This window comes from Pseudomonas sp. SJZ080, assembly GCF_007828295.1.
GTDB lineage: Bacteria > Pseudomonadota > Gammaproteobacteria > Pseudomonadales > Pseudomonadaceae > Aquipseudomonas > Aquipseudomonas migulae_A.
Genome location: NZ_VIUK01000004.1, coordinates 147,529 through 173,531 on the forward strand (window position 1 = coordinate 147,529; position 26,003 = coordinate 173,531).

A 26,003-nucleotide genomic window follows, 5' to 3' on the forward strand; every position below is an offset into this window, starting at 1 on the left:
ACTGGCCGTGAATATTGGCTCGCGAAGCGAGTGAAAGCTCTGCTTTGCGGCGTGATTCAGGCCTTATGTCACCTGCGCTCGTTACACCTGCAAACTCCACCGTTACGTAGCGAAAGCCCCGTAGGACGGCCTCGCGTCCTGGTGAATTGCATTGGTCAGGGCCGGTTTTTGACCGTTTGTCCGCTGTCCAGGCCGCTTTTGGCGGCGTTCGCGACTATAGCAGTAATGATTAAGTGCTTCAATTCCATAAAAAATTGATATCATCCGCGCCATGACGACTACTGCCCCCTCGACCCCAGCCGTACAACTGCTTGAGGTCTCGCCGGAATATGCCGGCCAACGTATTGATAACTTCCTTCTCGCTCGGCTCAAAGGCGTGCCCAAGACCTTGATTTACCGCATTTTGCGCAAGGGCGAAGTGCGGGTGAACAAAGGTCGGATCAAGCCCGAATACAAGCTGCAGGCGGGCGATATCGTGCGCGTGCCGCCGGTTCGCGTGCCGGAGCGCGACGAGCCGGTGCCGCTGGCCCAGGGTCTGCTGCAACGCCTCGAAGCCTCGATTGTCTTTGAGGACAAAGCGCTGATCGTGATCAACAAGCCTTGCGGCATCGCTGTTCACGGTGGCAGCGGCCTGACTTACGGCGTGATCGAAGCCTTTCGTCAGTTGCGCCCCGACTGCAAGGAGCTCGAACTGGTTCACCGTCTCGACCGTGACACCTCCGGCCTGCTGATGATCGCCAAGAAGCGCAGCATGCTGCGTCACTTGCACACGGCATTGCGCGGCGATGGCGTCGATAAGCGCTATATGGCGCTGGTCCGCGGTAACTGGGCGGCCTCGATCAAGCAGGTTCGTGCGTCGCTCGGCAAGAGCAACCTGCGCTCCGGCGAGCGCATGGTCGAAGTCGATGAGGAGGAGGGCAAGGAATCCGTGACCGTGTTCAAGGTCCTGCGTCGATTCGGCGACTTTGCCACCCTGATCGAAGCCAAACCGATCACTGGCCGCACTCACCAGATCCGCGTTCACACCCTGCACGCCGGACATTGCATCGCTGGCGATACCAAGTACGGCGACGACGATTTCAGCAAGGAAATCCGCGATCTGGGCGGCAAGCGCCTGTTTCTGCATGCCTACATGCTGACCGTGCCGTTGCCCGATGGCAGCGAGCTGAAGTTGCAGGCGCCCGTTGACGACATGTGGGCCAAAACCGTGGAGCGCCTGAGTGCACCCCTCTGATTACAAGCTGCTGATTTTCGATTGGGACGGCACTCTCGCCGACTCCATTGGTCGGATTGTCGAGGCGATGCACGTTGCGTCCGAGCGTTCCGGCTTCCAGTTGCGCGATGATTTTGCTGTCAAAGGCATCATCGGCCTGGGCCTTCCGGAGGCCATTCGTACGTTGTATCCGGAAATCGGTGACAACGAATTGGTGGCGTTCCGTGAGCACTATGCCGACCACTACATCGCTTCGGAAGCCGTACCTTCGCCGTTGTTTGAAGGGGTAGTCGAGTCGATGGAGGCGTTTCGCGCCGAGGGTTATCACTTGGCGGTTGCGACCGGCAAGGCACGTCGCGGGCTGGATCGCGTGTTGAAGGCGCATGGTTGGGAAGATTATTTCGATATCACCCGTGCGGCCGACGAAACCGCCAGCAAGCCCCATCCGCTGATGCTTGAGCAGATCCTCGCCCATTGCGAGGTTCGCCCGGAGCAAGCGTTGATGGTCGGCGATTCGTCCTTCGACCTGCAGATGGCGCGCAATGCCGGCATGGACTCGGTGGCGGTCAGTTATGGCGCGCAATCGATCGAAGCGCTGAAGCTGTTCGAGCCTGCATTGGCCATCGATCGTTTTTCAGAATTGCATGCCTGGCTGAATCAGCGGGCCTAATGGATTTTTGCTGGGGTAGATGTCATGACCGACGAATGGAAGGCACCCGCCAAGGCGAGCGCAGAGAGCGGTGACGAGAAGAGCTGGAAGCTATTGGAGAAGACCCTGCTGGCCAGTGTGCAGGAACAACGCCGGTCGCGGCGCTGGGGGATTTTCTTCAAGCTGCTGACCTTTGTGTATCTGTTTGGCGCGCTGGTCCTGTTCACGCCGCTGATGGACATGGAAAAAGCCGCCACCCGCAGCGCCAATTACACCGCGCTGATCGACGTGACGGGCATGATCGCCGACAAGGAGCCTGCCAGCGCTGACAACATCGTCGGCAGTCTGCGTGCGGCTTTCGAGGATGAAAAGGTCAAGGGCGTGATTCTGCGCATCAACAGTCCGGGCGGCAGTCCGGTGCAGTCGGGTTACGTTTATGACGAAATCCGCCGGTTGCGTGGCTTGCACCCGGACACCAAGGTTTATGCGGTGATCTCCGATCTGGGTGCGTCCGGTGCTTACTACATTGCCAGTGCGGCGGATCAGATCTACGCCGACAAGGCGAGTCTGGTGGGTTCCATCGGTGTGACGGCGGCGGGTTACGGGTTTGTCGGCACCATGGAAAAACTGGGTGTCGAGCGTCGCACTTACACGTCCGGCGAGCACAAGTCGTTCCTTGATCCGTTCCAGCCGCAAAAGCCTGAGGAGACTCGGTTCTGGCAGGGCGTACTCGATACGACGCACCAGCAGTTCATCAACAGCGTCAAGAAGGGGCGTGGCGATCGCCTCAAGGACAAGGAGCATCCGGAGCTGTTCTCCGGGTTGGTCTGGTCCGGTGAGCAGGCGCTGCCCTTGGGGCTGATCGATGGTCTGGGTAATGCCAGTTCGGTGGCGCGTGACGTGATTGGCGAGAAGGAACTCGTGGACTTCACTGTTCAGGAATCGCCGTTCGATCGCTTCTCGAAGAAGCTTGGTGCCGCCGTGGCTGAGCAGTTGGCGATGTGGATGGGCTTTCACGGTCCGTCGCTGCGCTGATCTTCCGGCTACATAAAAAAACCGGCCCCAGTGGCCGGTTTTTTTTGCGCTCACATCCTGTAGGAGCCGGCTTGCTGACGATGCGGGCTGTGTGGTGCATCAGATTCGCCGCCATCGCCAGCAAGCCGGCTCCTACAGCGTCAGGGTATTTGCACGCCTTCAGCGAGCAGCATGTCGGTCAGGCGAATCAGCGGCAGGCCGATCAGGCTGGTGGCGTCTGGACCTTCGGTGCTTTGAAACAGGCTCACCCCCAAACCTTCGGCCTTGAAGCTCCCAGCGCAATCGTAGGGCTGTTCGGTGTGCAGGTAGCGTTCGATGCGCGCGGTGTCGAGTGTGCGCATGTGCACGGTGAATGGCACGCAGTCGACCTGGCAGCGTCCGGTCTGGCTATTGAGCAGGGCCAGGCCGGTCAGAAAGGTTACGCTTGCGCCGCTTGATGCCAGCAACTGCTCGCGAGCCTTTTCGAAGGTATGGGGTTTGCCGATAATGCGCTCGCCGAGCACCGCGACCTGATCGGAGCCGATAATCAGATGGGCGGGGTGGCTGCCGGCAAGAGCCCGGGCTTTTTCTTCGGCGAGGCGCTTGACCAGTTCGACGGCGGCTTCATTCGGCCGATGACTTTCATCGATATCCGGCGAGCTGCAGGTGAATGGCAGCTGCAAGCGGGCCAGTAATTCCCGGCGATACACCGAGCTTGAAGCGAGTAATAAAGGCAGCATGCGCATCTCCAGAAGACAGGCGCGAATTCTAGCGAGGCTTCCAGGTGACGGACAGGGCTGAATTTCCTTTGACATGGCCGGGTGCATCCCTATAATGCTGCGCCTATGTTGAATGACCCGATTCCACCTCACGTTGACCCGCGCAAATTGGCTGACCGTGGCACCACCCTTCAAGGTGAACTGCTGCTGGCCGATTTGGAGAGACTCTGCGACCCGCTTTCCGACACTGTCGGTACGGTGCAGGCTAAATTCGTTTTTGAACGAGATGAACGTAAGTCTGTGGTAATCCACAGCTTTATCGACACCGAAGTCAAAATGGTTTGCCAGCGTTGTCTTGAGCTGGTCACCCTGCCGATCCATAGCGAATGCAGTTATGCTGTGGTGAAGGAGGGTGCGAATACCCAGTCGTTGCCGAAAGGTTATGACGTGCTGGAACTGGGCGAAGATCCATTGGATCTGCAGTCACTGATCGAGGAGGAGCTTCTGCTCGCCTTGCCCATTGTGCCTGCTCATCATCCGGAAGAATGCCAGCAGCCGGGGGGTCTCGAAGAGGCCGAACCGAGCGAGGACGAGGTAACGCGGTCCAACCCGTTCAGTGTATTGGCGCAGTTAAAGCGTGACCCAAACGTTTAGGAGTTAATCAATTATGGCTGTTCAGCAGAACAAAAAATCCCGCTCTGCCCGTGACATGCGTCGTTCGCACGACGCTCTCGAGGCTAGCACCCTGTCTGTAGAAAAAACCACCGGTGAAGTTCACCTGCGTCACCACGTATCGCCAGAAGGCGTATACCGTGGCCGTAAAGTGATCGACAAGGGCGCTGACGAGTAATCACTTGTCCGCTCAAGTCATCGCGATTGACGCAATGGGCGGGGACTTCGGTCCCCGCAGCATTGTTCAGGCCAGCCTTGCTTGTCTGAATGCTACGCCCTCGCTACACCTGACCCTTGTCGGTCAACCCTCCCTTCTTGAAGAATTGATCGCTGGCCAATCGGCTGTGGATCGCTCGCGCCTGTCGATTGCACCGGCATCCGAAGTCATCACCATGGACGAAAAGCCTGCCCAGGCTTTGCGCGGCAAACCCGATTCGTCAATGCGCGTGGCGCTCGAGTTGCTGCGTGACGGCAAGGTTCAGGCCTGTGTCAGCGCTGGCAATACCGGTGCGCTGATGGCGTTGTCGCGGTTTGTGCTCAAGACCTTGCCGGGCATTGATCGGCCGGCCATGGTCGCGGCGATTCCTACGCAGAAGGGCTTTTGTCAGTTGCTCGATCTGGGCGCCAATGTCGACTGCAGTGCCGAGCATCTCCTGCAGTTCGCGGTGATGGGCTCGGTCGCTGCAGAAACCCTTGGTATCGTTCGCCCACGTGTTGCGTTGCTGAACATCGGCACCGAAGACATCAAGGGCAATCAGCAGGTCAAGCTGGCGGCGACGTTGTTGCAAAGTGCTCGCGGCATCAATTACATCGGTTTTGTCGAAGGTGACGGCTTGTACCGGGGCGAGGCGGATGTGGTTGTGTGCGACGGCTTCGTTGGCAATATCCTGCTCAAATCGAGCGAAGGGTTGGCGACCATGATCTCGGGGCGCATCGAAGCCCTGTTCAAAAAAAACTTTGCATCAAAAGTAATCGGCGCAATGGCGCTGCCGCTGATGAAACGCCTGCAAGCGGACCTGGCGCCCGCGCGGCATAACGGGGCAAGCTTCCTGGGTTTGCAGGGAATTGTGGTGAAAAGTCACGGTTCTGCAGGGGTTCAGGGTTTCCAGAGCGCCATCTCGCGAGCCTTGATCGAAATTCAGGAAAACCTGCCGGAACGGATTCACGGTCGCCTGGAGGATTTGTTGCTTTAGGCGTTTTCGTCGGACAATGCTTAAATGTGACCGCTCAGTTCAATTTGCCATCCAACTGTCAGTTTCTTGTGTCCCTCTAGCGGGACGTCAATTCTCCGACGACAAGATCATTAGGGGCTTGTTACATGTCTGCTTCCCTCGCATTCGTCTTTCCAGGACAGGGTTCGCAGTCCCTCGGCATGCTGGCCGAGTTGGGCGCGCAACATCCGGTGGTCCTCGAAACATTCAAAGAAGCATCCGCCGCTCTCGGTTACGACCTGTGGGCACTGACCCAGCAGGGGCCGGAAGAGCAGCTCAATCAAACCGATAAAACCCAGCCGGCGATTCTGACCGCCTCGATCGCCTTGTGGCGGCTGTGGCTGGCTGAAGGCGGCGCGCGTCCGGCTTATGTTGCCGGTCATAGCCTGGGCGAATACAGCGCCCTGGTCGCTGCGGGCAGCCTGAGTCTGGGCGACGCGGTGAAGCTGGTAGAGCGTCGTGGCCAGCTGATGCAGGAAGCGGTTCCGGCCGGGCAGGGCGGCATGGCTGCCATCCTCGGCCTGGACGATGCTGACGTACTGGCAGCCTGCGCCGAAGCGGCGCAAGGCGAAGTGGTCAGCGCGGTGAATTTCAACTCGCCAGGCCAGGTGGTTATCGCCGGTGCCAAGGCTGCGGTCGAACGCGCCATCGAAGGTTGCAAGGCGCGTGGTGCCAAGCGCGCCATGCCGTTGCCGGTCAGCGTGCCGTCTCACTGCGAGCTGATGCGTCCGGCGGCCGAACGTTTTGCCGAGTCGATCGCTGCGATCGACTGGCAGGAACCACAGATTCCTGTGGTACAGAACGTCAGCGCGAACGTGCCGGCCGATCTCGAAACCCTCAAGCGCGATCTGCTTGAACAGCTCTACAAGCCTGTGCGCTGGGTCGAGTCGGTCCAGGCATTGGCTGCCAAGGGCGCGACCCAACTGGTCGAATGCGGTCCTGGCAAGGTGCTGGCCGGCTTGAACAAACGCTGCGCCGAAGGCGTGTCGACATCCAACCTCAATACCCCAGACGCCTTTGCTGCCGCCCGCGCAGCGCTGGCCTGAATCAGGAGAAGCTTGCATGAGTCTGCAAGGTAAAGTTGCACTGGTCACCGGTGCGAGCCGCGGTATCGGCCAAGCCATCGCCCTGGAACTGGGTCGTCAGGGTGCCATCGTTGTGGGTACCGCGACATCCGCTTCGGGCGCCGAGCGCATCGCCGCTACCCTGAAGGAAAACGGTATTCAAGGCACTGGCCTGGAACTCAATGTCACCAGCGACGAATCCGTTGCGGCGGTGCTGGCGAGCATCCAGGAGCAGTTCGGTGCGCCGGCGATCCTGGTCAACAATGCCGGTATCACCCGCGATAACCTGATGATGCGCATGAAAGATGACGAATGGCATGATGTCGTCGATACCAACCTGAACAGTCTGTTCCGCCTGTCCAAGGGCGTTTTGCGCGGCATGACCAAAGCCCGTTGGGGACGAATTATCAGTATTGGCTCGGTAGTGGGTGCCATGGGCAACGCAGGCCAAGTAAACTACGCTGCCGCCAAGGCAGGCCTGGAAGGTTTCAGTCGCGCCTTGGCGCGTGAAGTCGGTTCGCGTTCGATTACGGTAAACTCGGTGGCCCCTGGGTTCATTGACACTGATATGACCCGCGAACTGCCCGAGGCACAGCGTGAAGCCTTGCAGACGCAAATTCCGCTGGGCCGTCTGGGGCAAGCTCAAGAGATCGCGTCTGTGGTCGCTTTTCTTGCGTCCGACGGTGCGGCTTACGTTACTGGGGCTACAATCCCGGTGAACGGCGGGATGTACATGAGTTAAATGTGACGGATTGCTTCAAAAAAATGTCATACGAGCTGTCTAAAATCCGTTATAAAGCTGCAATCTATTTATAGGCAGAGGGCTGCAGGGTTTGAGGAGTGAAGCTTTCAGTTGAAAAACTGAAAAGTCTTTCTATACACTTACCCACTGGCCAGCTGCCTGAATTTGTCCATTAGGAGTGAAAACAAGGTATGAGCACCATCGAAGAGCGCGTCAAGAAAATCGTTGCCGAGCAACTGGGCGTTAAAGAAGAAGAAGTGGTCAACACTGCTTCCTTCGTTGAAGACCTGGGTGCCGACTCCCTTGACACCGTTGAGCTGGTGATGGCTCTGGAAGAGGAATTCGAGACCGAAATCCCTGACGAAGAAGCTGAGAAGATCACTACTGTACAAGCTGCAATCGATTACGTTACTAACCACCAGGCTTAATAGCTTGTAATCGTTGCTTGCTGTCATGGAAAAACCGCACTGCCATCTTGGCGTGCGGTTTTTTCTTTAGGCCTGATGCAAAGTCGTCATTTGAAAAAAGGAGAGTGCTGTGTCGCGTAGACGCGTCGTAGTCACCGGTATGGGTATGTTGTCGCCACTGGGCACGGATGTGCCGAGCAGTTGGCAGGGCATTCTGGCTGGCCGCAGTGGCATTGGTCTGATCGAACACACCGACCTTTCTGCCTATTCCACCCGTTTTGGCGGCTCGGTAAAGGGCTTCAATGTCGAGGAATACCTGTCGGTCAAGGAAGCTCGCAAGCTCGACCTGTTCATTCAGTACGGTCTCGCCGCCGGTTTCCAGGCTGTGCGTAATGCCGGTCTTGAAGTCACCGACGCCAACCGTGAACGCATCGGCGTGGCCATGGGTTCGGGTATTGGCGGTCTGACCAATATCGAAGAAACCAGCCGCACGCTGCATGATTCCGGCCCACGACGGATCTCTCCGTTTTTCGTGCCAGGCTCGATCATCAATATGATTTCCGGTTTCCTGTCGATCCACCTGGGTGCACAGGGGCCTAACTACGCCATCGCCACCGCGTGTACCACCGGTACGCACTGCATCGGCATGGCGGCTCGCAACATCATGTACGACGAAGCCGACGTGATGATTGCCGGCGGTGCCGAGATGGCCGCTTGCGGTCTGGGCATGGGGGGCTTCGGTGCCTCCCGCGCGCTGTCGACCCGCAACGACGAGCCGACCCGCGCCAGCCGCCCGTGGGACAAAGGCCGTGATGGCTTTGTCCTGTCCGACGGTGCCGGTGCGCTTGTGCTTGAGGAGCTGGAGCACGCGAAGGCTCGCGGCGCGACCATCTACGCCGAGCTGATCGGCTTTGGCACCAGTGGCGATGCCTACCACATGACTTCGCCACCAGCGGACGGTGCAGGCGCTGCGCGTTGCATTACCAATGCCCTGCGCGACGCGAAGATCAACAGCGATCAAGTCCAGTACATCAACGCCCACGGCACATCGACTTCTGCCGGCGACCTCGCCGAAGCCTGTGCGATCAAATCGGTGTTCGGCGATCACGCCTATAAGCTGGCGGTCAGTTCGACCAAATCCATGACCGGTCACCTGCTGGGTGCGGCAGGCGCGGTCGAAGCGATCTTCAGTGTGCTGGCGATCAACAGCCAGGTGGCACCGCCGACCATCAACCTCGATGAGCCGGACGAAGGCTGTGATCTCGATTTCGTGCCGCACACCGCGCGCAATATGGATATCGACGTGGTGCTGTCCAACTCCTTCGGTTTTGGCGGTACCAACGGCTCGCTGGTGTTCCGCCGGTTCGCTGACTGATGGACAGCTGGGTCGACGGTCAGCCGGCTGACGCTCTGTCGCTGAAGGATCGCGGCCTGGCCTACGGTGATGGTCTGTTCGAGACCATTGCCGTGCGCGGCGGCCAGCCGCTATTGCTGGACCGGCATTTGTCGCGTCTGGCCGATGGCTGTTCGCGCCTGGCAATCACGACCGATCACGCGCTGATCCGCAGTGAACTGCTGGCCTACTCCGCAGCTCTGGGTGAAGGTGTGCTTAAACTCATCCTCACTCGCGGCGACAGCTTGCGCGGTTATGCTCCCGATCCTGCGGCCCAGGCCCGACGTATTCTGCAAGGTAATCCTCCTGCTGCTTATCCAGCGGTTCATGGGGAGCAGGGCATTCGCCTCTTTCCCTGTACCACGCGATTGTCCATACAACCCTTGCTCGCCGGGCTTAAACATCTGAACCGTCTGGAGCAAGTCATCGCTCGCTCCGAATGGCAAGACACTGAGCATGCCGAAGGCTTGATGCTTGATCTGGCCGGTCGCGTGATCGAAGGCGTGTTCAGCAATCTGTTCCTGGTCCGAGATGGCGTGTTGATCACCGCCGATCTCAAACGCTGCGGTGTCGCCGGCGTGATGCGTGCCGAATTATTGTTTCAAGCCGAGTCGCTGGGGATACCCACGCAAATCACCGACATTACCCTTGAACAGCTGCAATGGGCTGATGAAGTCTTCGTCTGCAACAGCGTGTATGGCGTTTGGCCGGTGCGCGCCTATGCAGCACTGAGCTGGTCGGTTGGGCCGCTCACCCGTAAACTCCAAACCATTGCCCGCGCGCTACTGGATGCTTGATACGTGAGACGTAAATTCTTGCTGTTGCTGGAAACCGGCCTGGTTCTGGCAGGGCTATGTCTGGGCGCTTCGGCCTGGAAAATCCATTCGGCGCTGGAACAGCCGCTGAACATTACCCAGGAAAAACTGCTGGACGTGCCCAAAGGCACGACGCCCACCCGCACTTTCTATCGACTCGAAGCCGATGGCGTCATCAAGGACGCTTTCTGGTTACGCGTGTACTGGCGCTTCAATCTGGCCGGGCAACCGCTGCACAAAGGTGAGTACCGCATGCAGCCCGGCATGACCGTTGAAAACCTGATCGACCTGTGGAAGCGCGGAGAAATGGTTCAATACAGCCTGACGCTGGTCGAAGGCTGGAATTTCCATCAGGTCCGTCTGGCCCTGGCCAAGGATGAAAAGCTCGAGCAGACGTTGAACGGCTTGAGCGATAGCGAAGTGATGGACAAAATCGGTCACCCCGGGATCTTTCCGGAAGGGCGATTCTTCCCGGACACCTACCGGTTCGTGCGGGGCATGACGGACGCCGAGCTGCTGAAAAAAGCTTACGATCGCCTGGATGAAGTCCTTGCCAAGGAGTGGGGGCAGCGCGCGGCGGACGTGCCGTATACCGAGCCCTATCAAGCGCTGATCATGGCCTCGCTGGTGGAAAAGGAAACCGGCGTACCGCAGGAGCGTGGGCAGATCGCCGGCGTATTCGTGCGGCGAATGGAAATGGGCATGCTGCTGCAGACTGATCCGACCGTGATCTACGGCCTGGGTGATCGTTACAACGGCAAGTTGACCCGCGCCCATCTCAAGGAACCTACCCCTTACAATACCTACGTGATCGCCGGCCTGCCGCCGACTCCGATTGCGATGGTCGGCCGCGAGGCGATCCACGCTGCGTTGAATCCGGTGGCTGGCAACAGCCTGTATTTTGTCGCACGCGGCGATGGCAGCCATGTGTTCTCGGATGATCTGGACGCCCATAACAACGCGGTGCGTGAATTCCAGCTCAAGCGCCGCGCCGATTACCGTTCCAGCCCGGCACCGGTCACCGCCCCAGAGGCGACGGATGAGTCGGCGCCGATCCCGGCGGCTTCGCCCGACACAGCCCCCGAGGCTTTGCCGCCAGTGACGCCGCAAGAGCCGGTTCAACAAGCGCCGACTCAAGAGGCAACGCAAGAACCGGTTGAAGAACCTGCCAACGAGCCCGCTGCAGCGCCTGCGCCCGAGCCCAATGCAACCGCGCCGCAAAGCCCGCAATGATTCTGAATAAGGACTGCCTGTGACTGGCTTGTTTATTACCCTGGAAGGCCCTGAAGGCGCCGGCAAGAGCACCAACCGTGAGTACCTGGCCGAGCGCCTGCGCGCCGCCGGTATCGAGGTGGTGCTGACCCGCGAGCCGGGTGGCACACCTTTGGCCGAGAAAATTCGCGAGGTGCTGTTGGCACCGGTCGATGAAGCCATGGACCCGGACACCGAGTTGTTGCTGGTGTTTGCCGCGCGCGCCCAGCACCTGGCTGGCGTGATCCGCCCGGCGCTGGCTCGTGGTGCGGTGGTGTTGTGTGATCGCTTTACCGATTCGACCTATGCCTATCAGGGCGGCGGTCGCGGCTTGTCGCTGGAGCGCATCGCGACGCTGGAAACGTTCGTCCAGGGCAATCTGCGCCCGGACCTGACACTGATTTTCGATCTTCCTGTGGAAGTTGGCCTGGCGCGTGCCAGTGCTCGCGGTCGCCTGGATCGATTCGAGCTGGAAGGCCGGGCGTTTTTCGATGCAGTGCGCAGTGCGTTCCTCAAGCGTGCTGAAGCCGATCCGGCGCGTTATGTATTGGTCGATGCCGCCCAGCCGCTGGCGCAGGTTCAGCAGTCGCTGGACGCCTTGCTCCCTCGTTTGCTGGAGCTGACCCGTGGCTGAAGCCTATCCGTGGCAGGACAGCCTCTGGCAGCAACTGGCGGGTCGCAAGCAACATGCTCACGCGTATCTGCTGCATGGTCCGGCCGGGATCGGCAAACGCGCGTTGGCCGAACGCTTGATGGCCAGTTTGCTGTGCCAGCGTCCGACAGCCCAGGACGCCTGCGGTGAATGCAAATCCTGCCTGTTGCTCAAGGCCGGTAGCCATCCCGACAACTACATTCTGGAACCGGAAGAAGCCGACAAGGCGATCAAGGTTGATCAGGTGCGTGATCTGGTCAGCTTTGTGGTGCAGACCTCGCAGATGGGCGGGCGCAAAGTGGTGCTGATCGAGCCGGTCGAGGCGATGAACGTCAACGCGGCCAATGCCTTGCTCAAAAGCCTTGAAGAGCCGTCCGGCGATACGGTGTTGTTGCTGGTCAGCCATCAGACCAGCCGTTTGTTGCCGACCATCAAGAGCCGTTGCGTGCAGCAGGCCTGCCCGCTGCCGAGCGAGGCAATGAGCCTGGCGTGGCTGGCGAAGGCGCTGCCGGACTGTTCCGAAGAAGAGCGCATCGAGTTGCTGACCCTCGCCGCCGGTTCGCCGCTGGCCACCGTCAACTTGCAGGCCCAGGGCGTGCGCGAGCAGCGGGCGTTGGTGGTTGACGGTGTGAAGAAGTTGCTCAAGCAACAGCAATCGCCGACGCAACTGGCCGAAGGCTGGAACGCGATTCCGCTGTTGTTGCTGTTCGACTGGTTCTGCGATTGGTCGAGCCTGATCCTGCGCTATCAGCTGACACAGGATGAAGAAGGGCTCGGACTGGCCGATATGCGCAAGGTGATTCAGTACCTTGCGCAAAAATCCGCTCAGGACAAAGTGCTGGGCATTCAGGACTGGATCCTCGCCCAGCGCCAGAAAGTCATGAGCAAGGCCAACCTCAATCGGGTGCTGTTGCTGGAAGCGTTGCTGGTGCAATGGGCGTCATTGCCTACCCAGAAGTGACCGACAGGGCCTATCCTCTGAACATCAGCAGTGGAGGTCAGCATGAATGAAGCCGTCAATCCTGGGCCGCGCAACGGTATTCTGTCCCTGACCATCAAGGACAAGTCCGTGCTATACGCGGCCTATATGCCATTCATCAAGAACGGTGGCCTGTTTATCCCGACCAATAAAAGCTACAAGTTGGGCGATGAGGTATTCATGCTGCTGAACCTGATGGACGAGCCGGAGAAGATTCCGGTGGCCGGCAAGGTCGCCTGGATCACGCCCAAAGGCGCGCAAGGCAACCGCGCCGCCGGCGTCGGCGTGCAGTTCAACGACGGCGACGACACCGCCCGCAGTCGAATCGAAACCCATCTGGCCGGAGCCCTGAAGTCCGACCGTCCCACCCATACGATGTAAGTTGCAGCCCTTTTATGCTCGTAGATTCCCATTGTCACCTTGATCGTCTCGACCTCGCCGCCCATGACGGCTCTCTGGATGCCGCACTCGATGCGGCCCGGCAGCGCGGGGTAGGGCACTTTCTGTGTATCGGCGTCAGCGTCGACAACGCGGCCGACGTCAAAGCCCTGGCCGAACGTTACGACGATGTCGACTGTTCCGTCGGCGTGCATCCGCTGGACGTGCAGCCGGGCGCTGCCCCGGCGCTCGACTGGTTGTTGCAGGAGCTCAACCACCCGCGTGTGGTTGCGATCGGTGAAACCGGCCTGGATTATCACTACGAACCTGAAGCGGCCGAGTTGCAGCAGGAGTCGTTTCGCCTGCACCTGCAAGCCGCGCAGCAAACCGGCAAGCCAGTGATCATTCACACCCGTGGCGCCCGTGCCGACACCTTGAACCTGTTGCGCGAAGCCGCGCTACCCCAGGCTGGCGTCCTGCACTGCTTCACCGAAGATTGGGACATGGCCAAAGCGGCGCTGGACATGGGCTATTACATCTCCTTGTCCGGCATCGTCACTTTCCGCAATGCCGACGCACTGCGTGACGTGGCCAGCAAAGTGCCTGCTGACCGCTTGCTGGTGGAAACCGACTCGCCGTACCTGGCGCCGATCCCTTATCGCGGCAAGCCGAACCTGCCGCAGTATGTGCGGGAAGTGGCAGAGTTCCTGGCGATGTTGCGCGGTGAGTCCTACGAGCGGTTTGCTGAGCAGACCACTGAGAATTTCAAGCGGCTGTTTCCGTTGGCGCATGTCAGGACGTCGGCGTAGCGCTGGGACAAAAAATCGCAGCCTTCGGCGGCTCCTGCGGGACTTTGGCCGCTGAATCGCAGGCAAAAAAAACCCGGGTTCTGGGGGGTGAATCCGGGTTAAGACCATTAGGAGTAAAACAATGGTACGCGGTCCGTTGGTACCAATATCGACGCAGCACTTGGGGGAGATGCCCCGCCGACAGTTGAAGTATTGATCAGTATTGCGCCGAGTCCAGTTTACCGGTCGAGGTTTTTAAACAATTTTGGAATACGTGCGCTTCGGAAGCGTTCTCATTAAATGGCGGCGTTGCCAGAATTCATCAAGAAACACAGATATGGATGGATGATCCGTGCATTTTGCCGCAAGTTAGGCATAATACGCGGCTTCGAATTTTGACCCCGACAGACCTTTTCTTATGCATAAAGAACCTCGTAAGGTCCGTGAATTTCGTCGCCGTGAGCAAGAAATTCTCGATACCGCGCTCAAGCTGTTCCTCGACCAAGGTGAAGACAGTGTCACCGTCGAGATGATTGCTGATGCCGTCGGTATCGGCAAAGGCACGATTTACAAGCACTTCAAATCGAAAGCGGAGATCTATCTGCGCCTGATGCTCGATTACGAGCGCGATTTGAACGAGCTGTTGCATTCGGCAGACGTCGACAAGGACAAGGAAGCCCTGTCCCGGGCCTACTTCGAATTCCGCATGCGCGATCCGCAACGCTATCGCTTGTTCGATCGCCTGGAAGAAAAGGTGGTCAAGGGCAACCAGGTGCCGGAGATGATCGAGGAGCTGCACAAGATCCGCGCCTCGAATTTCGAACGCCTGACCCTGCTCATCAAGGGGCGCATCAGCGAAGGCAAGCTCGAAGACGTGCCGCCTTACTTCCATTACTGCGCGTCCTGGGCGCTGGTGCACGGCGCCGTGGCGCTGTATCACTCGCCGTTCTGGAGCAATGTGCTGGAAGATCAGGAAGGTTTCTTCCAGTTCCTGATGGACATCGGCGTGCGCATGGGCAACAAGCGCAAGCGCGACACCGACACCCCGAGCAGCTGAGCCATTCAGTTGCCTTATTGCGCCATTATTTAGCTACATGGCGCAGTACCTCAGGAATATACTCAGGCATGGGACTTGCTAAAACTTGATTTGTAAGTCAAGTTTTACGCCGTCCGATTTCCTTGTGCCGGAGTGACCATGATCGTTGACCGTCAAGGCAGGCGTTTCCGAAATCTGCGAATCAGCCTGACCTCAGCCTGCAATTACGCGTGTACCTACTGCGTGCCCAACGGCAAGCGGTTGGTCGCTGCGCAGGATGAACTGTCGGCCGAAGCCATGGCGCGCGGTGTGGCGTATCTGATCGAAGCCGCCGGCATCGAGCGTTTGCGCATCACCGGGGGTGAGCCGCTGGTCAGTCCCAAACTCGAAGCCTTCATGACTGCCGTCGGGCAGATGGGCCTGCAAGACATCAGCCTGACCACCAATGGTCAACTGCTGGCGAAAAAACTGCCCCTGCTGGTCGACGCCGGCATCCGCCGCATCAATGTTTCCCTCGATACCCTGGATGCCGGTGCATTCCGCAGCATTGCTCGTGGCGGTGATCTGGCGACAGTGCTCGACGGCATGGACCAGGCCAGCGCCGCCGGCATGAAGATCAAGGTCAATATGGTGCCGTTGCGAGGGCAGAACCTCGATCAGGTGATGCCGCTGCTCGATTATTGCCTGGAACGTGGCTATGAGCTGCGTTTCATCGAGCTGATGCGCATGGGGCACCTGGCCAGTGACAACAACGCTTTCCTGCAACAGTTCGTCAGCCTTCAGCAATTGCTGGGCCTGATCGGTGATCGCTATGAGTATCTTCAGGCGGATGCTCCCGTCGACGCGACGGCGGTGCGCTATGAAATTCCGGGGCAGGGCTACTTCGGCGTAATTGCCAATGAAAGCGTTCCTTTCTGCCGCACCTGCTCGCGACTGCGCTTGTCGTCGACGGGTTGGCTGCATGGCTGCCTGTCGTCGAGCAACCGGCACTATGTCGGTGATCTGCTCGACAAGCCGCGCCATCAGGCGTTACCGGCCTTGCAGAGACTGTTGGTGAAGGCCTTGGGTGACAAGCAGGAAGTGGCGTTTTCCGGTGGTGCTACCGTCATGAAAATTATCGGTGGCTGATCCAGCTGTGGCGAGGGGATAAATCCCCTCGCCCAATTGTTCGCGCTCCTGAAGACTGGCGCGGAAGCTGCATCCCATGGCCATTCGCCGGTTTTCCGTCACCGGCCTCTGGAGGGTAGGATGCGTAGCCTGGTTTTGCTGCTGGCCGTTTTGGCGCTTGGTGGCTGCATGAATGTCAGCGATATGGCTGAAGGGACTCGCTACCACATGAGCGACGCGGGTCTGCTCGACCACAGCGACAGCCGCCGGGTGAACAACCTGCGCATTCAGCCGGACTCGTTCGTCTATATCGCCCAGGGTGCCTTTGCACCGCCGGGCAGCTCGGTTTATCCGCGACCTAACGTGATCGCCGAAGTCGCCTTCGATGGCTTTATCGAATACTTCCCGATGGTCCGCCGTGCGCGTGCGCCGGAAGGCCTCGACCAGGCCCTGGGCGAAGCCCGTGCGGTCGGTGCGCATTACCTGCTCTATACCCGTTTCGCCAAGTCTGATGATCGCATCGGCAACTCGGACGAATGGCTCGATCAGGAGGCCGTGGATCGCCTCGGTATCGACACCGGCGTGATTCAGATCATGTTGATCGAGACCAGCACCCAGTATTTGATCGATACTGCACGTATCAAGAGTCGTGGCGGTTTACTGACGTTCCACGACAAAAAGCCAGAAGACCTGATGGGCCCGCCGCTGGAACAATACGCGCGTAGCCTGCTGGGGCTCAGCGACCAGTAATTCCAAGGAGAACGCCATGAGTGGCCCGCAAAAAGCCAACGACCTGTTGGGGCAAATCCCCAAGACCAAAGGCTTGCCACCGGTCCACTTGTGGAACCCCGACTTCTGCGGCGACATCGACATGCGCATCGCCCGCGACGGCACCTGGTATTACCTGGGCACGCCGATCGGGCGCAAGCCGATGGTCAAATTGTTCTCCACCATCATTCGCCGCGACGGCGATGATTATTTCCTTATCACCCCTGTCGAGAAAGTCGGCATCAAGGTCGATGATGCACCGTTTGTGGCGATCGCCGTCGAGGTGGAAGGCGAGGGTGAAGCCCAGGTCCTGCGCTTCACCACCAACGTCGATGAAACCGCCGAGGCCGGTGCCGAGCATGCGATCCGCGTGGTGATTGAGCCAGTGACACAAGAGCCTGCGCCTTACGTGCATGTGCGCACCAACCTTGAAGCGCTGATTCACCGCAATGTGTTTTACCAATTGGTGGAACTGGCGGTCACCCGCGAGATTGAAGGGCAGCGCTGGCTCGGTGTGTGGAGCGGCGGTGAGTTCTTTCGCATCGGTTTAGAGCCTTGACCGGATCAAAGTATGAGCGGGCTTGCTCGCGAAAGCGGTGTGTCATTCAGCAGCGATATTGACTGATACACCGCTTTCGCGAGCAAGCCCGCTCCCACATTTGATCTCTGCAATATTTCGAAAAATCAAATTGACACCCAATCATATGATGATTAGCGTGGGCAACCATCGCGAACGGTTTTGTGCCGTCCCTGCCTCGAGGTGCCCATGTCCAGCAGTTTTCACGCATCGACGGTCGATTGGCTGGGTTGCTGGATTGCCACCGGTCAGGTGAAACCCGGCGAAACCCTTAAGGTTGAAGCCGATCTGGGCGAGCAACTTGGCGTCAGTCGCACGGTCATCCGCGAAGCCATCAAAACCCTGGTCGCCAAAGGCATGCTTGAAGTCGGGCCCAAGGTTGGCACGCGTGTGTTGCCGGTGCGGCGCTGGAACCTCTTCGATCCGCAAGTCGTTGGCTGGCTTTCCCGCAGCGGCTTGCCGGAAAATTTCGTCGACGACCTGCTCGATCTGCGCCGCACCATCGAGCCGATGGCCGTGCGCTGGGCGTGCGAGCGAGCGACCGTCGAACAGGTGCAAGCGGTGCTTCAGGCCTACAACGCGCTGGAGCGGGCGGTCGACAGCGGCATTGATTACAACCGCGCCGACCAGTTCTTCCACGAGTGCATTCTGGCGGCCAGCCACAATCAATTCATCGAACAAATGGTTCCGGCCCTTGGCGCGTTGCTGGCGGTGTCTTTCGAAGTCTCCGCCGCCGACCCCGACGAACTGCGCCGCACATTACCGATTCACAAAGACATGGCCGACGCCATCGCCGCTCGCGATGCCGCGCGCGGTGTGTGGGCCTGCATGACCCTGATCGACAACGCGGACCTGGCCATCAAGCGCTTCTACCCAAAAGTCATGGCCGACAAAAAAGCCGGCTAAAAATACAGGACCCTTGTGGGAGCGAGCTTGCTCGTGAAGAGGCCGTCACATTCAGCATTGATGTCGACTGACGCTCTGCCTTCGCGAGTAAACCCGCTCCCCCATAAAACAAGAACAATGCAGGAGGTTTCATGGAGTGGAACGCAGTTACCCAGCACCGTGCACACCTCGGCGAAGGCCCGTTCTGGGATGCGCCGACGCAGGCGCTGTACTGGGTGGATATCGCCGGCAAACAGGCACTGCGCCTGATCGGCGCCAACGTGCAGATCTGGCAGATGCCCGAGCACGTGTCAGCCTTCATTCCCTGCGAAAACGGCGATGCGCTGGTGACATTGAGCAGCGGCGTGTACCGGCTCGATCTCGATTCACCGGGGCTTGAGCCACGACTGACCTTGTTCTGCGTCGCCGACCCGCAACCTGACAATCGCGCCAACGAAGCTCGTTGCGATGCGCAGGGCCGGCTCTGGCTCGGCACCATGCAGAACAACATCGGTGAGAACGGCGAAGACCTGCCCATCGTGCGGCGTTCCGGCGGCTTGTTTCGTATCGACCGTGATGCCCGGGTCACGCCGCTGCTTCGTGGATTGGGCATTCCCAACACGTTGCTGTGGAGTGAAGACGCCACCACGCTTTATTTCGCCGACAGCCTGGATGGCACGCTCTACCAGCATTTCATCCGCACCGACGGCGGCCTCGAACCCGCGCAAGTCTGGTTCGGCCCCCATGAACGCGGCGGCCCCGATGGCTCGGCGATGGATGTCGAGGGTTACTTCTGGAACGCACGCTGGGACGGCAGTTGCCTGCTCAGGCTGACGCCGGACGGTCATCTCGATCGCGTGATCGAACTGCCGGTCAGCCGTCCCACCAGCTGCGTGTTCGGCGGTGCAGACCTGAAAACCCTCTACATCACCAGCGCCGCGAGCCCGCTCAACCATCCGCTGGATGGGGCGGTGTTGTCCCTTCAGGTTGATGTGCCCGGAAAACCCTGTACGAGGTTTGCTGGATGAATCCCAAAATATGGGATGTTAAATTATATATTGAGATTATTTGGTGGTCGGGTTTATAGTCGGCCCCATCAGTTACACGCACTCACACTTAAAAAAACAAAACAGGTGAAGTGATGCAGCGATTTTCCAAAAAGCTTTTTGGCCGGACATCGACAGATGCCCGGTTTTTGTCGTGCCTGGAAAAGGGAGTTTGAGGCATGGCTGAACGACTCTCCTTGCCGCCGCTGGCCGAACCGCCCAAGGGCAACCGTCTGAAAGATAAGGTCGTGCTGTTGACCGGTGCCGCCCAGGGCATCGGCGAGGCGATTGTCGCGGCCTTCGCCCACCAACAGGCCAAACTGATCATCAGTGATATCCAGGGCGAGAAGGTCGAAAAACTCGCGGCGCGGTGGCGTAATCAAGGCTTCAACGTTCATGCGATTACGGCTGATGTCTCCCGGCAGCAGGATCTCGACGCTATGGCCGATCTGGCGATGGAGCGCCACGGTCGCATCGACGTGCTGGTCAACTGCGCCGGGGTCAACGTGTTCCGCGATCCGCTGGAAATGACCGAGGAAGACTGGCGTCGCTGCTTCGCCATTGACCTGGACGGCGCCTGGTTTGGCTGTAAAGCAGTGCTGCCGCAGATGATCGAGCAGGGCATCGGCAGCATCATCAACATCGCCTCGACCCATTCCACTCACATCATTCCGGGCTGCTTCCCGTACCCGGTGGCCAAGCACGGTCTGCTGGGCCTGACCCGCGCGCTGGGCATCGAATACGCGCCCAAGGGCATTCGCGTCAACGCCATCGCACCGGGCTACATCGAAACCCAACTGAACATTGATTACTGGAACGGTTTTGCCGACCCGCACGCCGAACGCCAGCGGGCTTTCGATCTGCATCCACCGCGGCGCATCGGCCAGCCGATTGAAGTGGCGATGACGGCCGTTTTCCTCGCCAGCGACGAAGCGCCATTTATCAACGCATCGTGCATCACCATCGATGGTGGTCGCTCGGTGATGTATCACGACTGAATAACCGGGGTTTCAGGCGCGGAACTCCGTCTGAAATTCAATCATCATACGATATGACTATTTGCTGCACCGGCTTTCAAAATAACGCTCAAAAAAAATAACAAGGAGTCATCTTATGAATCGTCGTCGTGGGATCCGTTCCCTGTGCTGTGCCGCTTTGGCGGTCACCGCGGTCAGCCTGAGCAGTACGTTGCTGGCGGCCGAGGAAGTGAAGATCGGTTTTCTGGTCAAGCAGGCGGAAGAGCCCTGGTTCCAGACCGAATGGGCCTTCGCCGAAAAGGCCGGCAAAGAGAAAGGCTTCAAAGTCATCAAGATCGCGGTACCGGACGGCGAGAAGACCCTTTCCGCCATCGACAGCCTGGCCGCCAACGGCGCCAAGGGTTTCGTGATCTGCCCGCCGGACGTATCCCTCGGCCCGGCCATCATGGCCAAAGCCAAGCTGAACGGTTTGAAAGTGATTGCGGTGGATGACCGCTTTGTCGATGCCAGCGGCAAGTTCATGGAAGACGTTCCGTACCTCGGCATGGCGGCGTTCGAAGTCGGCCAGAAGCAGGGCGCGGCCATGGCCACCGAAGCGAAAAAACGCGGCTGGGACTGGAAAGACACCTACGCGGTCATCAACACCTACAACGAACTCGACACCGGCAAGAAGCGCACCGACGGTTCGGTCAAAGCGCTGGAAGACGCCGGCATGCCGAAAGACCACATCCTGTTCTCGGCGCTGAAAACCCTCGACGTGCCGGGCAGCATGGACGCCACCAACTCGGCGCTGGTGAAGCTTCCGAGCGCGGCGAAAAACCTGATCATCGGCGGCATGAACGACAACACCGTACTGGGCGGCGTGCGCGCCACCGAGAGCGCCGGTTTTGCCGCGGCCAACGTGATCGGCATTGGCATCAACGGCACCGACGCCATTGGCGAACTGAAGAAACCCAACAGCGGCTTCTTCGGCTCGATGCTGCCGAGCCCGCACATCGAGGGCTACAACACCGCCAGCATGATGTACGAGTGGGTCACCACCGGCAAAGAACCGCCGAAATACACCGCCATGGACGACGTGACCCTGATCACGCGCGACAACTTCAAGCAGGAACTGGAAAAGATCGGCCTCTGGAACTGAGGCACGGTTGATTTCATCGGCGGCCCTGGCGACGGGGCTGCCTGATCTGTTGATGAGGTGGCTTATGCACGCGCAAGTACAGACACAACACGACAGCGTCGGCGGGAGCCTGCGCTTCAACGGGATCGGCAAGACCTTTCCCGGGGTGAAGGCGCTGGACGGCATCAGCTTCGTCGCCCATCCGGGCCAGGTTCATGCCTTGATGGGCGAGAACGGTGCTGGCAAATCGACGTTGCTGAAAATCCTCGGTGGTGCCTACACGCCGAGCAGCGGAGACCTGCAGATCGGCGAGCGAACGATGGTCTTCAAATCCACCGCCGACAGCATCGGCAACAAGGTGGCAGTGATCCATCAGGAGCTGCACCTGGTCCCGGAAATGACCGTGGCGGAAAATCTGTTCCTCGGTCATCTGCCCGCCAGTTTCGGCCTGATCAATCGCAACGCACTGCGGCAACAAGCGCTGGCCTGCCTCAAGGGCCTGGCCGATGAAATCGATCCGCAGGAGAAAGTCGGGCGCCTGTCCCTCGGTCAACGGCAACTGGTGGAAATCGCCAAGGCGTTGTCCCGTGGCGCGCATGTGATCGCGTTCGACGAACCGACCAGCAGCCTCTCGGCGCGGGAAATCGATCGCTTGATGACGATCATCGGACGCCTGCGCGACGAGGGCAAAGTGGTGCTCTACGTCTCCCACCGCATGGAGGAAGTGTTCCGCATCTGCAACGCGGTGACGGTGTTCAAGGACGGCCGCTACGTGCGCACCTTCGAGGACATGAGCGAGCTGACCCATGATCAATTGGTCACGTGCATGGTCGGGCGCGACATTCAGGACATCTACGATTACCGCCCGCGCAAGCGTGGCGCGGTGGCGTTGAGGGTCAACGGTCTGCTCGGGCCGGGTTTGCGTGAGCCGGTGAGTTTCGACGCGCACAAGGGCGAGATCCTGGGATTGTTCGGTCTGGTCGGTGCCGGTCGTACCGAGCTGTTCCGCATACTCAGCGGCCTCGAGCGCAACACCGCCGGGCGCCTGGAATTGCGCGGGCATGAACTGAAACTGCGCTCCCCCCGGGATGCCATTGCGGCAGGGATTCTGCTGTGCCCCGAAGACCGCAAGAAGGAGGGCATCATGCCGCTCTCCAGCGTCGCCGAGAACATCAACATCAGCGCACGCGGCGCCCATTCCACCTTCGGTTGCCTGTTGCGTGGCCTGTGGGAGAAGGGCAACGCCGACAAGCAGATCAAGGCGCTGAAAGTGAAGACGCCCAACGCGGCGCAGAAAATCATGTACCTGTCCGGCGGCAATCAGCAGAAGGCGATTCTCGGTCGCTGGCTGTCGATGCCGATGAAAGTCCTGCTGCTCGACGAACCCACTCGCGGCATCGACATCGGTGCGAAAGCCGAGATCTACCAGATCATCCACAACCTGGCGGAAAGCGGGATCGCGGTGATCGTGGTGTCCAGCGACCTGATGGAAGTCATGGGCATTTCCGACCGCATCCTGGTGCTCTGCGAAGGGGCGATGCGCGGCGAACTGTCCCGTGACGAGGCCAACGAATCCAACCTGCTGCAACTGGCTTTGCCGCGCCAACGCGCTGACGGCGTGGCGAACTGAGAGGTGACTATGATGACAACCCAAAACAACGCTCTGCCCACCCCGCGCAAACCTCTGGACCTGCGGCGCTTTCTCGATGACTGGGTCATGCTGCTGGCGGCCGTCGGGATCTTTGTGCTCTGCACCTTGCTGATCGATAACTTCCTTTCGCCGCTGAACATGCGCGGCCTGGGCCTGGCGATTTCGACCACCGGGATAGCGGCGTGCACCATGTTGTATTGCCTGGCGTCCGGGCATTTCGACTTGTCGGTGGGGTCGGTGATTGCTTGTGCCGGTGTGGTCGCGGCGGTCGTGATGCGGGACACCGACAGCGTTTTTCTCGGCGTGAGTGCGGCGCTGGTAATGGGGCTGATCGTCGGGCTGATCAACGGGATCGTGATTGCCAAGCTGCGGGTCAATGCGTTGATCACCACGCTGGCGACCATGCAGATCGTTCGCGGTCTGGCTTACATCTTTGCCAATGGCAAAGCGGTGGGCGTGTCGCAGGAGTCGTTCTTCGTCTTCGGCAACGGTCAGTTGTTTGGCGTGCCGGTGCCGATTCTGATCACCATCGTCTGCTTCCTGTTTTTCGGCTGGCTGCTGAATTACACCACCTACGGGCGCAACACCATGGCCATCGGTGGCAATCAGGAAGCCGCGCTGTTGGCCGGGGTCAACGTTGACCGGACCAAGATCATCATCTTCGCCGTGCATGGTGTGATCGGGGCGTTGGCCGGGGTGATCCTGGCTTCGCGGATGACCTCGGGACAGCCGATGATCGGCCAGGGTTTCGAGCTGACGGTGATCTCGGCCTGCGTGCTCGGCGGGGTGTCGCTGAGCGGCGGGATAGGCATGATCCGGCATGTGATCGCCGGGGTGCTGATTCTGGCGATCATCGAGAATGCGATGAACCTGAAGAACATCGACACGTTTTATCAGTACGTGATCCGTGGTTCGATCCTGTTGCTGGCGGTGGTGATCGATCGCCTCAAACAACGCTGATTCCAACGGCGATCCTGCTGACGCCATCGCGGGCAAGCCCGCTCCCACAGGTTCTGTGTCGGTTGCATCATGTGTGAACGACACAGGCTCTGTGGGAGCTGGCTTGCCAGCGATGGCGGTCTGACTGATTAATCCCGCTCCTGCAAACGACCGCTTCCTTCCGTCACTTCCCCTAAATATTTCTTGCCCGCTACAACCGGTTTCGGTTATCACTTTGTACATGATTAGACAGGTACGATTTGACAAGAAACAACGGGTGGTCGACGAACTCATCCGGCGCATCGAAAGCGGCCTCATGGAGGACGGCTTTCTGTTGCCGGGCGAGCATCAGTTGGCTCAAGAATTCAAAGTCAGCCGAGGTACGCTGCGTGAAGCCCTGGCCGAATTGAAACGGCGCAACTACATCGCGACGCAAAGCGGTGTGGGTTCCATCGTCACCTTCGACGGTGTGGTGCTCGATCAGCGCAGCGGCTGGGCGCAGGCCCTGGCCGACAGCGGGGCGCTGATCAATACCGAAGTGCTGCGGCTGGAGGCGGTGACCCGTCCTGACCTGCTGCCGCGTTTCGGCACTGACCAGTTCATCACCCTCGACCGCCGCCGCCGTTCCACCGACGGCAAGCTGGTTTCCCTCGAACGCTCATTGATGCCCGCCACCGGAGGCCTGGAAAGCCTGCCGCGTGTCGGCCTGATCGACAATTCCCTGACCATCACCCTGGCCGCCTACGGCTACATCGGCGAGCGTGGCGATCAATGGATCGGCGCCGAACCCTTGAATGCCGAAGACGCCGAGCTGCTCGGTCGTCCGGTCGGCACAGTGTTCCTCAAAGCCCTGCGCACCACGTACGACCGACAAAACCGTTTCATGGAGCAAGTCGAAAGCCTGCTCGATCCCGTGCACTTTCGCCTGCATCTGCAATTTGGACATCAACAATGACCGCGCTCAATCGTGCACTGGGCGCGTTTTACGGACTGGCCCTGGGCGATGCGCTGGGCATGCCGACCCAATCCCTGAGCCGCGCTGAAATCAAGGCACGTTTCGGTGAAATCATCGATCTGCAAGACGCTGGCCCGGATCAACCCATTGCGGCCAACATGCCCAAGGGCTCGATCACCGACGACACCGAGCAGGCGATTCTGGTCGGCCAGTTGTTGATCGAAGGCGAAGGCAAGATCGACCCTTCGGTGCTGGCCCAGCGGCTGATCGAATGGGAAGCGGCGATGCAGGCCAAGGACTCGCAGGATTTGCTCGGGCCGTCGACCAAACGTGCGATCGAGATGATTCTCGCCGGCCAGTCGCCGGAAGAGGCGGGGCGCTATGGCACCACCAACGGCGCGGCGATGCGTATCACGCCGGTCGGGATTTCGGCGGATGTCAGCGATCCCGAGCGTTTCATCAACGCCGTGGTTCAGGCCTGCCAAGTCACTCATAACACTACGCTGGGTATTTCCAGCGCAGCGGCGGTGGCCGCGGTGGTGTCGGCCGGCATCAACGGCATGGACCTGGGTGAAGCGTTGAATCTCGGCCAGCAGATCGCTCTGCAAGCGGAAAGCCACGGCCACTGGGTTGCGGGCGGACGCATTGCCTCGCGCATCAGTTGGGCACGGACGATCAGCGTCGACAGTGACAAGGCGTTGCTGGCGGACTTGATGTATGACGTGATCGGCACTTCGGTGGCGTCACAGGAGTCGGTGGTGGTTTCGTTTGCCCTGGCGCAACAAGTGGCCATCGGTGAGATGAATGCCTTCGAAGCGGTTTGCATGGCCGCAGGTTTAGGCGGTGACACTGACACCATCGCGGCGATTCTGGGGGCCATGCTTGGGGCCTGCCTGGGGCTTGAGAGTTGGCCTGTTGCGATGATCGACCAGGTTAAAGCCGTTAACTCGCTGGCGTTGGAACCGTTGGTGCAGGGGCTGTTGGCTTTGCGTTGA

Annotated in this window: 29 protein-coding genes; 28 read left to right on the top strand and 1 reads right to left on the bottom strand. The window is 59.5% G+C overall.

What is annotated here, in order from left to right:
- Positions 1-271: 271 nt before the first annotated feature.
- The 3 genes from rluC to sppA are packed head-to-tail and all read left to right on the top strand — an operon-like array spanning position 272 to position 2,897.
- Positions 272-1,234, top strand: a complete 963-nt coding sequence (gene rluC, locus FBY04_RS07825) for a 23S rRNA pseudouridine(955/2504/2580) synthase RluC (protein WP_084322975.1) — start codon at positions 272-274, stop codon at positions 1,232-1,234.
- Entirely contained in the window at positions 1,221-1,883 is a 663-nt protein-coding gene (locus tag FBY04_RS07830; RefSeq protein WP_084322976.1) for an HAD-IA family hydrolase, read from the top strand. The genes rluC and FBY04_RS07830 overlap by 14 nt, the downstream gene beginning before the upstream one ends.
- 24 nt (positions 1,884-1,907) lie before the next feature.
- Entirely contained in the window at positions 1,908-2,897 is a 990-nt protein-coding gene (gene sppA, locus FBY04_RS07835; RefSeq protein ID WP_084322977.1) for a signal peptide peptidase SppA, read from the top strand.
- 140 nt (positions 2,898-3,037) lie between these two features.
- Here the strand turns inward: sppA and FBY04_RS07840 are convergent, their stop codons facing one another.
- On the bottom strand, positions 3,038-3,616 hold the full coding sequence (locus FBY04_RS07840; protein ID WP_145314909.1) for a nucleoside triphosphate pyrophosphatase: 579 nt from the start codon (positions 3,614-3,616) through the stop codon (positions 3,038-3,040).
- Between the two features lie 105 nt (positions 3,617-3,721).
- Here FBY04_RS07840 and FBY04_RS07845 point away from each other — a divergent pair, with 105 nt between their 5' ends.
- The 25 genes from FBY04_RS07845 (at position 3,722) to FBY04_RS07965 (ending at position 26,003) form a co-directional block, all read left to right on the top strand.
- A complete protein-coding gene (locus FBY04_RS07845) occupies positions 3,722-4,249 on the top strand; it encodes a YceD family protein (RefSeq protein WP_017340114.1) in 528 nt (175 codons plus the stop codon).
- 13 nt (positions 4,250-4,262) lie between these two features.
- Positions 4,263-4,445 carry a 50S ribosomal protein L32 gene (gene rpmF / locus FBY04_RS07850; RefSeq protein ID WP_003179396.1) on the top strand — a complete coding sequence of 61 codons (183 nt, stop codon included), beginning with the start codon at positions 4,263-4,265 and terminating at the stop codon, positions 4,443-4,445.
- Between the two features lie 4 nt (positions 4,446-4,449).
- Entirely contained in the window at positions 4,450-5,460 is a 1,011-nt protein-coding gene (gene plsX, locus FBY04_RS07855; RefSeq protein WP_084322979.1) for a phosphate acyltransferase PlsX, read from the top strand.
- A 125-nt stretch (positions 5,461-5,585) separates the two neighbouring features.
- Entirely contained in the window at positions 5,586-6,524 is a 939-nt protein-coding gene (fabD, locus tag FBY04_RS07860; RefSeq protein WP_084322980.1) for an ACP S-malonyltransferase, read from the top strand.
- Positions 6,525-6,540: 16 nt separating this feature from the next.
- A complete protein-coding gene (fabG, locus tag FBY04_RS07865; RefSeq protein ID WP_007942004.1) occupies positions 6,541-7,284 on the top strand; it encodes a 3-oxoacyl-ACP reductase FabG in 744 nt (247 codons plus the stop codon).
- Between the two features lie 191 nt (positions 7,285-7,475).
- Positions 7,476-7,712, top strand: coding sequence for an acyl carrier protein (gene acpP / locus FBY04_RS07870; RefSeq protein WP_003442511.1), 237 nt, complete (start codon positions 7,476-7,478; stop codon positions 7,710-7,712).
- A gap of 109 nt (positions 7,713-7,821) precedes the next feature.
- Complete coding sequence (fabF, locus tag FBY04_RS07875; protein ID WP_084322981.1) at positions 7,822-9,066, top strand: beta-ketoacyl-ACP synthase II; 1,245 nt, start codon at positions 7,822-7,824, stop codon at positions 9,064-9,066.
- A complete protein-coding gene (pabC, locus tag FBY04_RS07880) occupies positions 9,066-9,881 on the top strand; it encodes an aminodeoxychorismate lyase (protein WP_145314910.1) in 816 nt (271 codons plus the stop codon). Before fabF ends, pabC begins: the two co-directional genes overlap by 1 nt.
- 3 nt (positions 9,882-9,884) lie before the next feature.
- Entirely contained in the window at positions 9,885-11,132 is a 1,248-nt protein-coding gene (gene mltG, locus FBY04_RS07885) for an endolytic transglycosylase MltG (RefSeq protein ID WP_145314911.1), read from the top strand.
- Positions 11,133-11,151: 19 nt separating this feature from the next.
- Entirely contained in the window at positions 11,152-11,784 is a 633-nt protein-coding gene (gene tmk, locus FBY04_RS07890) for a dTMP kinase (protein ID WP_084322984.1), read from the top strand.
- Positions 11,777-12,763: a DNA polymerase III subunit delta' gene (locus FBY04_RS07895; protein ID WP_145314912.1), complete on the top strand. Its 987-nt coding sequence runs from the start codon at positions 11,777-11,779 to the stop codon at positions 12,761-12,763. Before tmk ends, FBY04_RS07895 begins: the two co-directional genes overlap by 8 nt.
- Positions 12,764-12,805: 42 nt before the next feature.
- Entirely contained in the window at positions 12,806-13,162 is a 357-nt protein-coding gene (locus FBY04_RS07900) for a PilZ domain-containing protein (protein WP_084322986.1), read from the top strand.
- A gap of 14 nt (positions 13,163-13,176) precedes the next feature.
- On the top strand, positions 13,177-13,968 hold the full coding sequence (locus tag FBY04_RS07905; protein WP_145314913.1) for a TatD family hydrolase: 792 nt from the start codon (positions 13,177-13,179) through the stop codon (positions 13,966-13,968).
- A gap of 397 nt (positions 13,969-14,365) precedes the next feature.
- Positions 14,366-15,004, top strand: a complete 639-nt coding sequence (locus FBY04_RS07910; RefSeq protein WP_008031613.1) for a TetR/AcrR family transcriptional regulator — start codon at positions 14,366-14,368, stop codon at positions 15,002-15,004.
- Between the two features lie 138 nt (positions 15,005-15,142).
- The gene (locus FBY04_RS07915; protein WP_145314914.1) at positions 15,143-16,111 is read left to right on the top strand and encodes a GTP 3',8-cyclase MoaA; all 969 of its coding nucleotides are present in this window, start codon (positions 15,143-15,145) and stop codon (positions 16,109-16,111) included.
- 120 nt (positions 16,112-16,231) lie between these two features.
- Entirely contained in the window at positions 16,232-16,840 is a 609-nt protein-coding gene (locus FBY04_RS07920) for a DUF4823 domain-containing protein (protein ID WP_145314915.1), read from the top strand.
- A 16-nt stretch (positions 16,841-16,856) separates the two neighbouring features.
- Positions 16,857-17,417: a DUF1285 domain-containing protein gene (locus tag FBY04_RS07925; protein WP_145314916.1), complete on the top strand. Its 561-nt coding sequence runs from the start codon at positions 16,857-16,859 to the stop codon at positions 17,415-17,417.
- A 207-nt stretch (positions 17,418-17,624) separates the two neighbouring features.
- Positions 17,625-18,341, top strand: coding sequence for a FadR/GntR family transcriptional regulator (locus FBY04_RS07930; protein ID WP_017340101.1), 717 nt, complete (start codon positions 17,625-17,627; stop codon positions 18,339-18,341).
- Between the two features lie 131 nt (positions 18,342-18,472).
- On the top strand, positions 18,473-19,348 hold the full coding sequence (locus FBY04_RS07935) for an SMP-30/gluconolactonase/LRE family protein (protein WP_145314917.1): 876 nt from the start codon (positions 18,473-18,475) through the stop codon (positions 19,346-19,348).
- 197 nt (positions 19,349-19,545) lie between these two features.
- Positions 19,546-20,364 (top strand): SDR family oxidoreductase, encoded by an 819-nt coding sequence (locus FBY04_RS07940; RefSeq protein ID WP_145314918.1) that lies wholly within the window; start codon positions 19,546-19,548, stop codon positions 20,362-20,364.
- A gap of 115 nt (positions 20,365-20,479) precedes the next feature.
- The gene (locus tag FBY04_RS07945; RefSeq protein ID WP_084322992.1) at positions 20,480-21,484 is read left to right on the top strand and encodes a substrate-binding domain-containing protein; all 1,005 of its coding nucleotides are present in this window, start codon (positions 20,480-20,482) and stop codon (positions 21,482-21,484) included.
- Positions 21,485-21,548: 64 nt separating this feature from the next.
- Positions 21,549-23,093, top strand: a complete 1,545-nt coding sequence (araG, locus tag FBY04_RS07950) for an L-arabinose ABC transporter ATP-binding protein AraG (RefSeq protein WP_145314919.1) — start codon at positions 21,549-21,551, stop codon at positions 23,091-23,093.
- 12 nt (positions 23,094-23,105) lie between these two features.
- Positions 23,106-24,074: an L-arabinose ABC transporter permease AraH gene (gene araH / locus FBY04_RS07955; RefSeq protein WP_084323013.1), complete on the top strand. Its 969-nt coding sequence runs from the start codon at positions 23,106-23,108 to the stop codon at positions 24,072-24,074.
- A 220-nt stretch (positions 24,075-24,294) separates the two neighbouring features.
- Complete coding sequence (locus FBY04_RS07960) at positions 24,295-25,008, top strand: GntR family transcriptional regulator (protein ID WP_084322994.1); 714 nt, start codon at positions 24,295-24,297, stop codon at positions 25,006-25,008.
- Complete coding sequence (locus FBY04_RS07965) at positions 25,005-26,003, top strand: ADP-ribosylglycohydrolase family protein (protein WP_084322995.1); 999 nt, start codon at positions 25,005-25,007, stop codon at positions 26,001-26,003. The genes FBY04_RS07960 and FBY04_RS07965 overlap by 4 nt, the downstream gene beginning before the upstream one ends.

Excerpts from the sequence above, each read along its gene's own strand:
- FBY04_RS07965 (WP_084322995.1), top strand. The coding sequence starts at position 25,005 with ATGACCGCGCTCAATCGTGCACTGGGCGCGTTTTACGGACTGGCCCTG.
- FBY04_RS07925 (WP_145314916.1), top strand. The coding sequence starts at position 16,857 with ATGAGTGGCCCGCAAAAAGCCAACGACCTGTTGGGGCAAATCCCCAAG.
- rluC (WP_084322975.1), top strand. The coding sequence starts at position 272 with ATGACGACTACTGCCCCCTCGACCCCAGCCGTACAACTGCTTGAGGTC.
- FBY04_RS07920 (WP_145314915.1), top strand. The coding sequence starts at position 16,232 with ATGCGTAGCCTGGTTTTGCTGCTGGCCGTTTTGGCGCTTGGTGGCTGC.
- FBY04_RS07945 (WP_084322992.1), top strand. The coding sequence starts at position 20,480 with ATGAATCGTCGTCGTGGGATCCGTTCCCTGTGCTGTGCCGCTTTGGCG.
- FBY04_RS07940 (WP_145314918.1), top strand. The coding sequence starts at position 19,546 with ATGGCTGAACGACTCTCCTTGCCGCCGCTGGCCGAACCGCCCAAGGGC.
- fabG (WP_007942004.1), top strand. The coding sequence starts at position 6,541 with ATGAGTCTGCAAGGTAAAGTTGCACTGGTCACCGGTGCGAGCCGCGGT.
- fabD (WP_084322980.1), top strand. The coding sequence starts at position 5,586 with ATGTCTGCTTCCCTCGCATTCGTCTTTCCAGGACAGGGTTCGCAGTCC.
- araH (WP_084323013.1), top strand. The coding sequence starts at position 23,106 with ATGACAACCCAAAACAACGCTCTGCCCACCCCGCGCAAACCTCTGGAC.
- rpmF (WP_003179396.1), top strand. The coding sequence starts at position 4,263 with ATGGCTGTTCAGCAGAACAAAAAATCCCGCTCTGCCCGTGACATGCGT.
- FBY04_RS07935 (WP_145314917.1), top strand. The coding sequence starts at position 18,473 with ATGGAGTGGAACGCAGTTACCCAGCACCGTGCACACCTCGGCGAAGGC.
- FBY04_RS07930 (WP_017340101.1), top strand. The coding sequence starts at position 17,625 with ATGTCCAGCAGTTTTCACGCATCGACGGTCGATTGGCTGGGTTGCTGG.
- FBY04_RS07915 (WP_145314914.1), top strand. The coding sequence starts at position 15,143 with ATGATCGTTGACCGTCAAGGCAGGCGTTTCCGAAATCTGCGAATCAGC.
- FBY04_RS07845 (WP_017340114.1), top strand. The coding sequence starts at position 3,722 with ATGTTGAATGACCCGATTCCACCTCACGTTGACCCGCGCAAATTGGCT.
- araG (WP_145314919.1), top strand. The coding sequence starts at position 21,549 with ATGCACGCGCAAGTACAGACACAACACGACAGCGTCGGCGGGAGCCTG.
- FBY04_RS07905 (WP_145314913.1), top strand. The coding sequence starts at position 13,177 with ATGCTCGTAGATTCCCATTGTCACCTTGATCGTCTCGACCTCGCCGCC.
- FBY04_RS07960 (WP_084322994.1), top strand. The coding sequence starts at position 24,295 with ATGATTAGACAGGTACGATTTGACAAGAAACAACGGGTGGTCGACGAA.
- FBY04_RS07840 (WP_145314909.1), bottom strand. The coding sequence starts at position 3,616 with ATGCTGCCTTTATTACTCGCTTCAAGCTCGGTGTATCGCCGGGAATTA.
- acpP (WP_003442511.1), top strand. The coding sequence starts at position 7,476 with ATGAGCACCATCGAAGAGCGCGTCAAGAAAATCGTTGCCGAGCAACTG.
- FBY04_RS07900 (WP_084322986.1), top strand. The coding sequence starts at position 12,806 with ATGAATGAAGCCGTCAATCCTGGGCCGCGCAACGGTATTCTGTCCCTG.
- pabC (WP_145314910.1), top strand. The coding sequence starts at position 9,066 with ATGGACAGCTGGGTCGACGGTCAGCCGGCTGACGCTCTGTCGCTGAAG.
- sppA (WP_084322977.1), top strand. The coding sequence starts at position 1,908 with ATGACCGACGAATGGAAGGCACCCGCCAAGGCGAGCGCAGAGAGCGGT.
- FBY04_RS07910 (WP_008031613.1), top strand. The coding sequence starts at position 14,366 with ATGCATAAAGAACCTCGTAAGGTCCGTGAATTTCGTCGCCGTGAGCAA.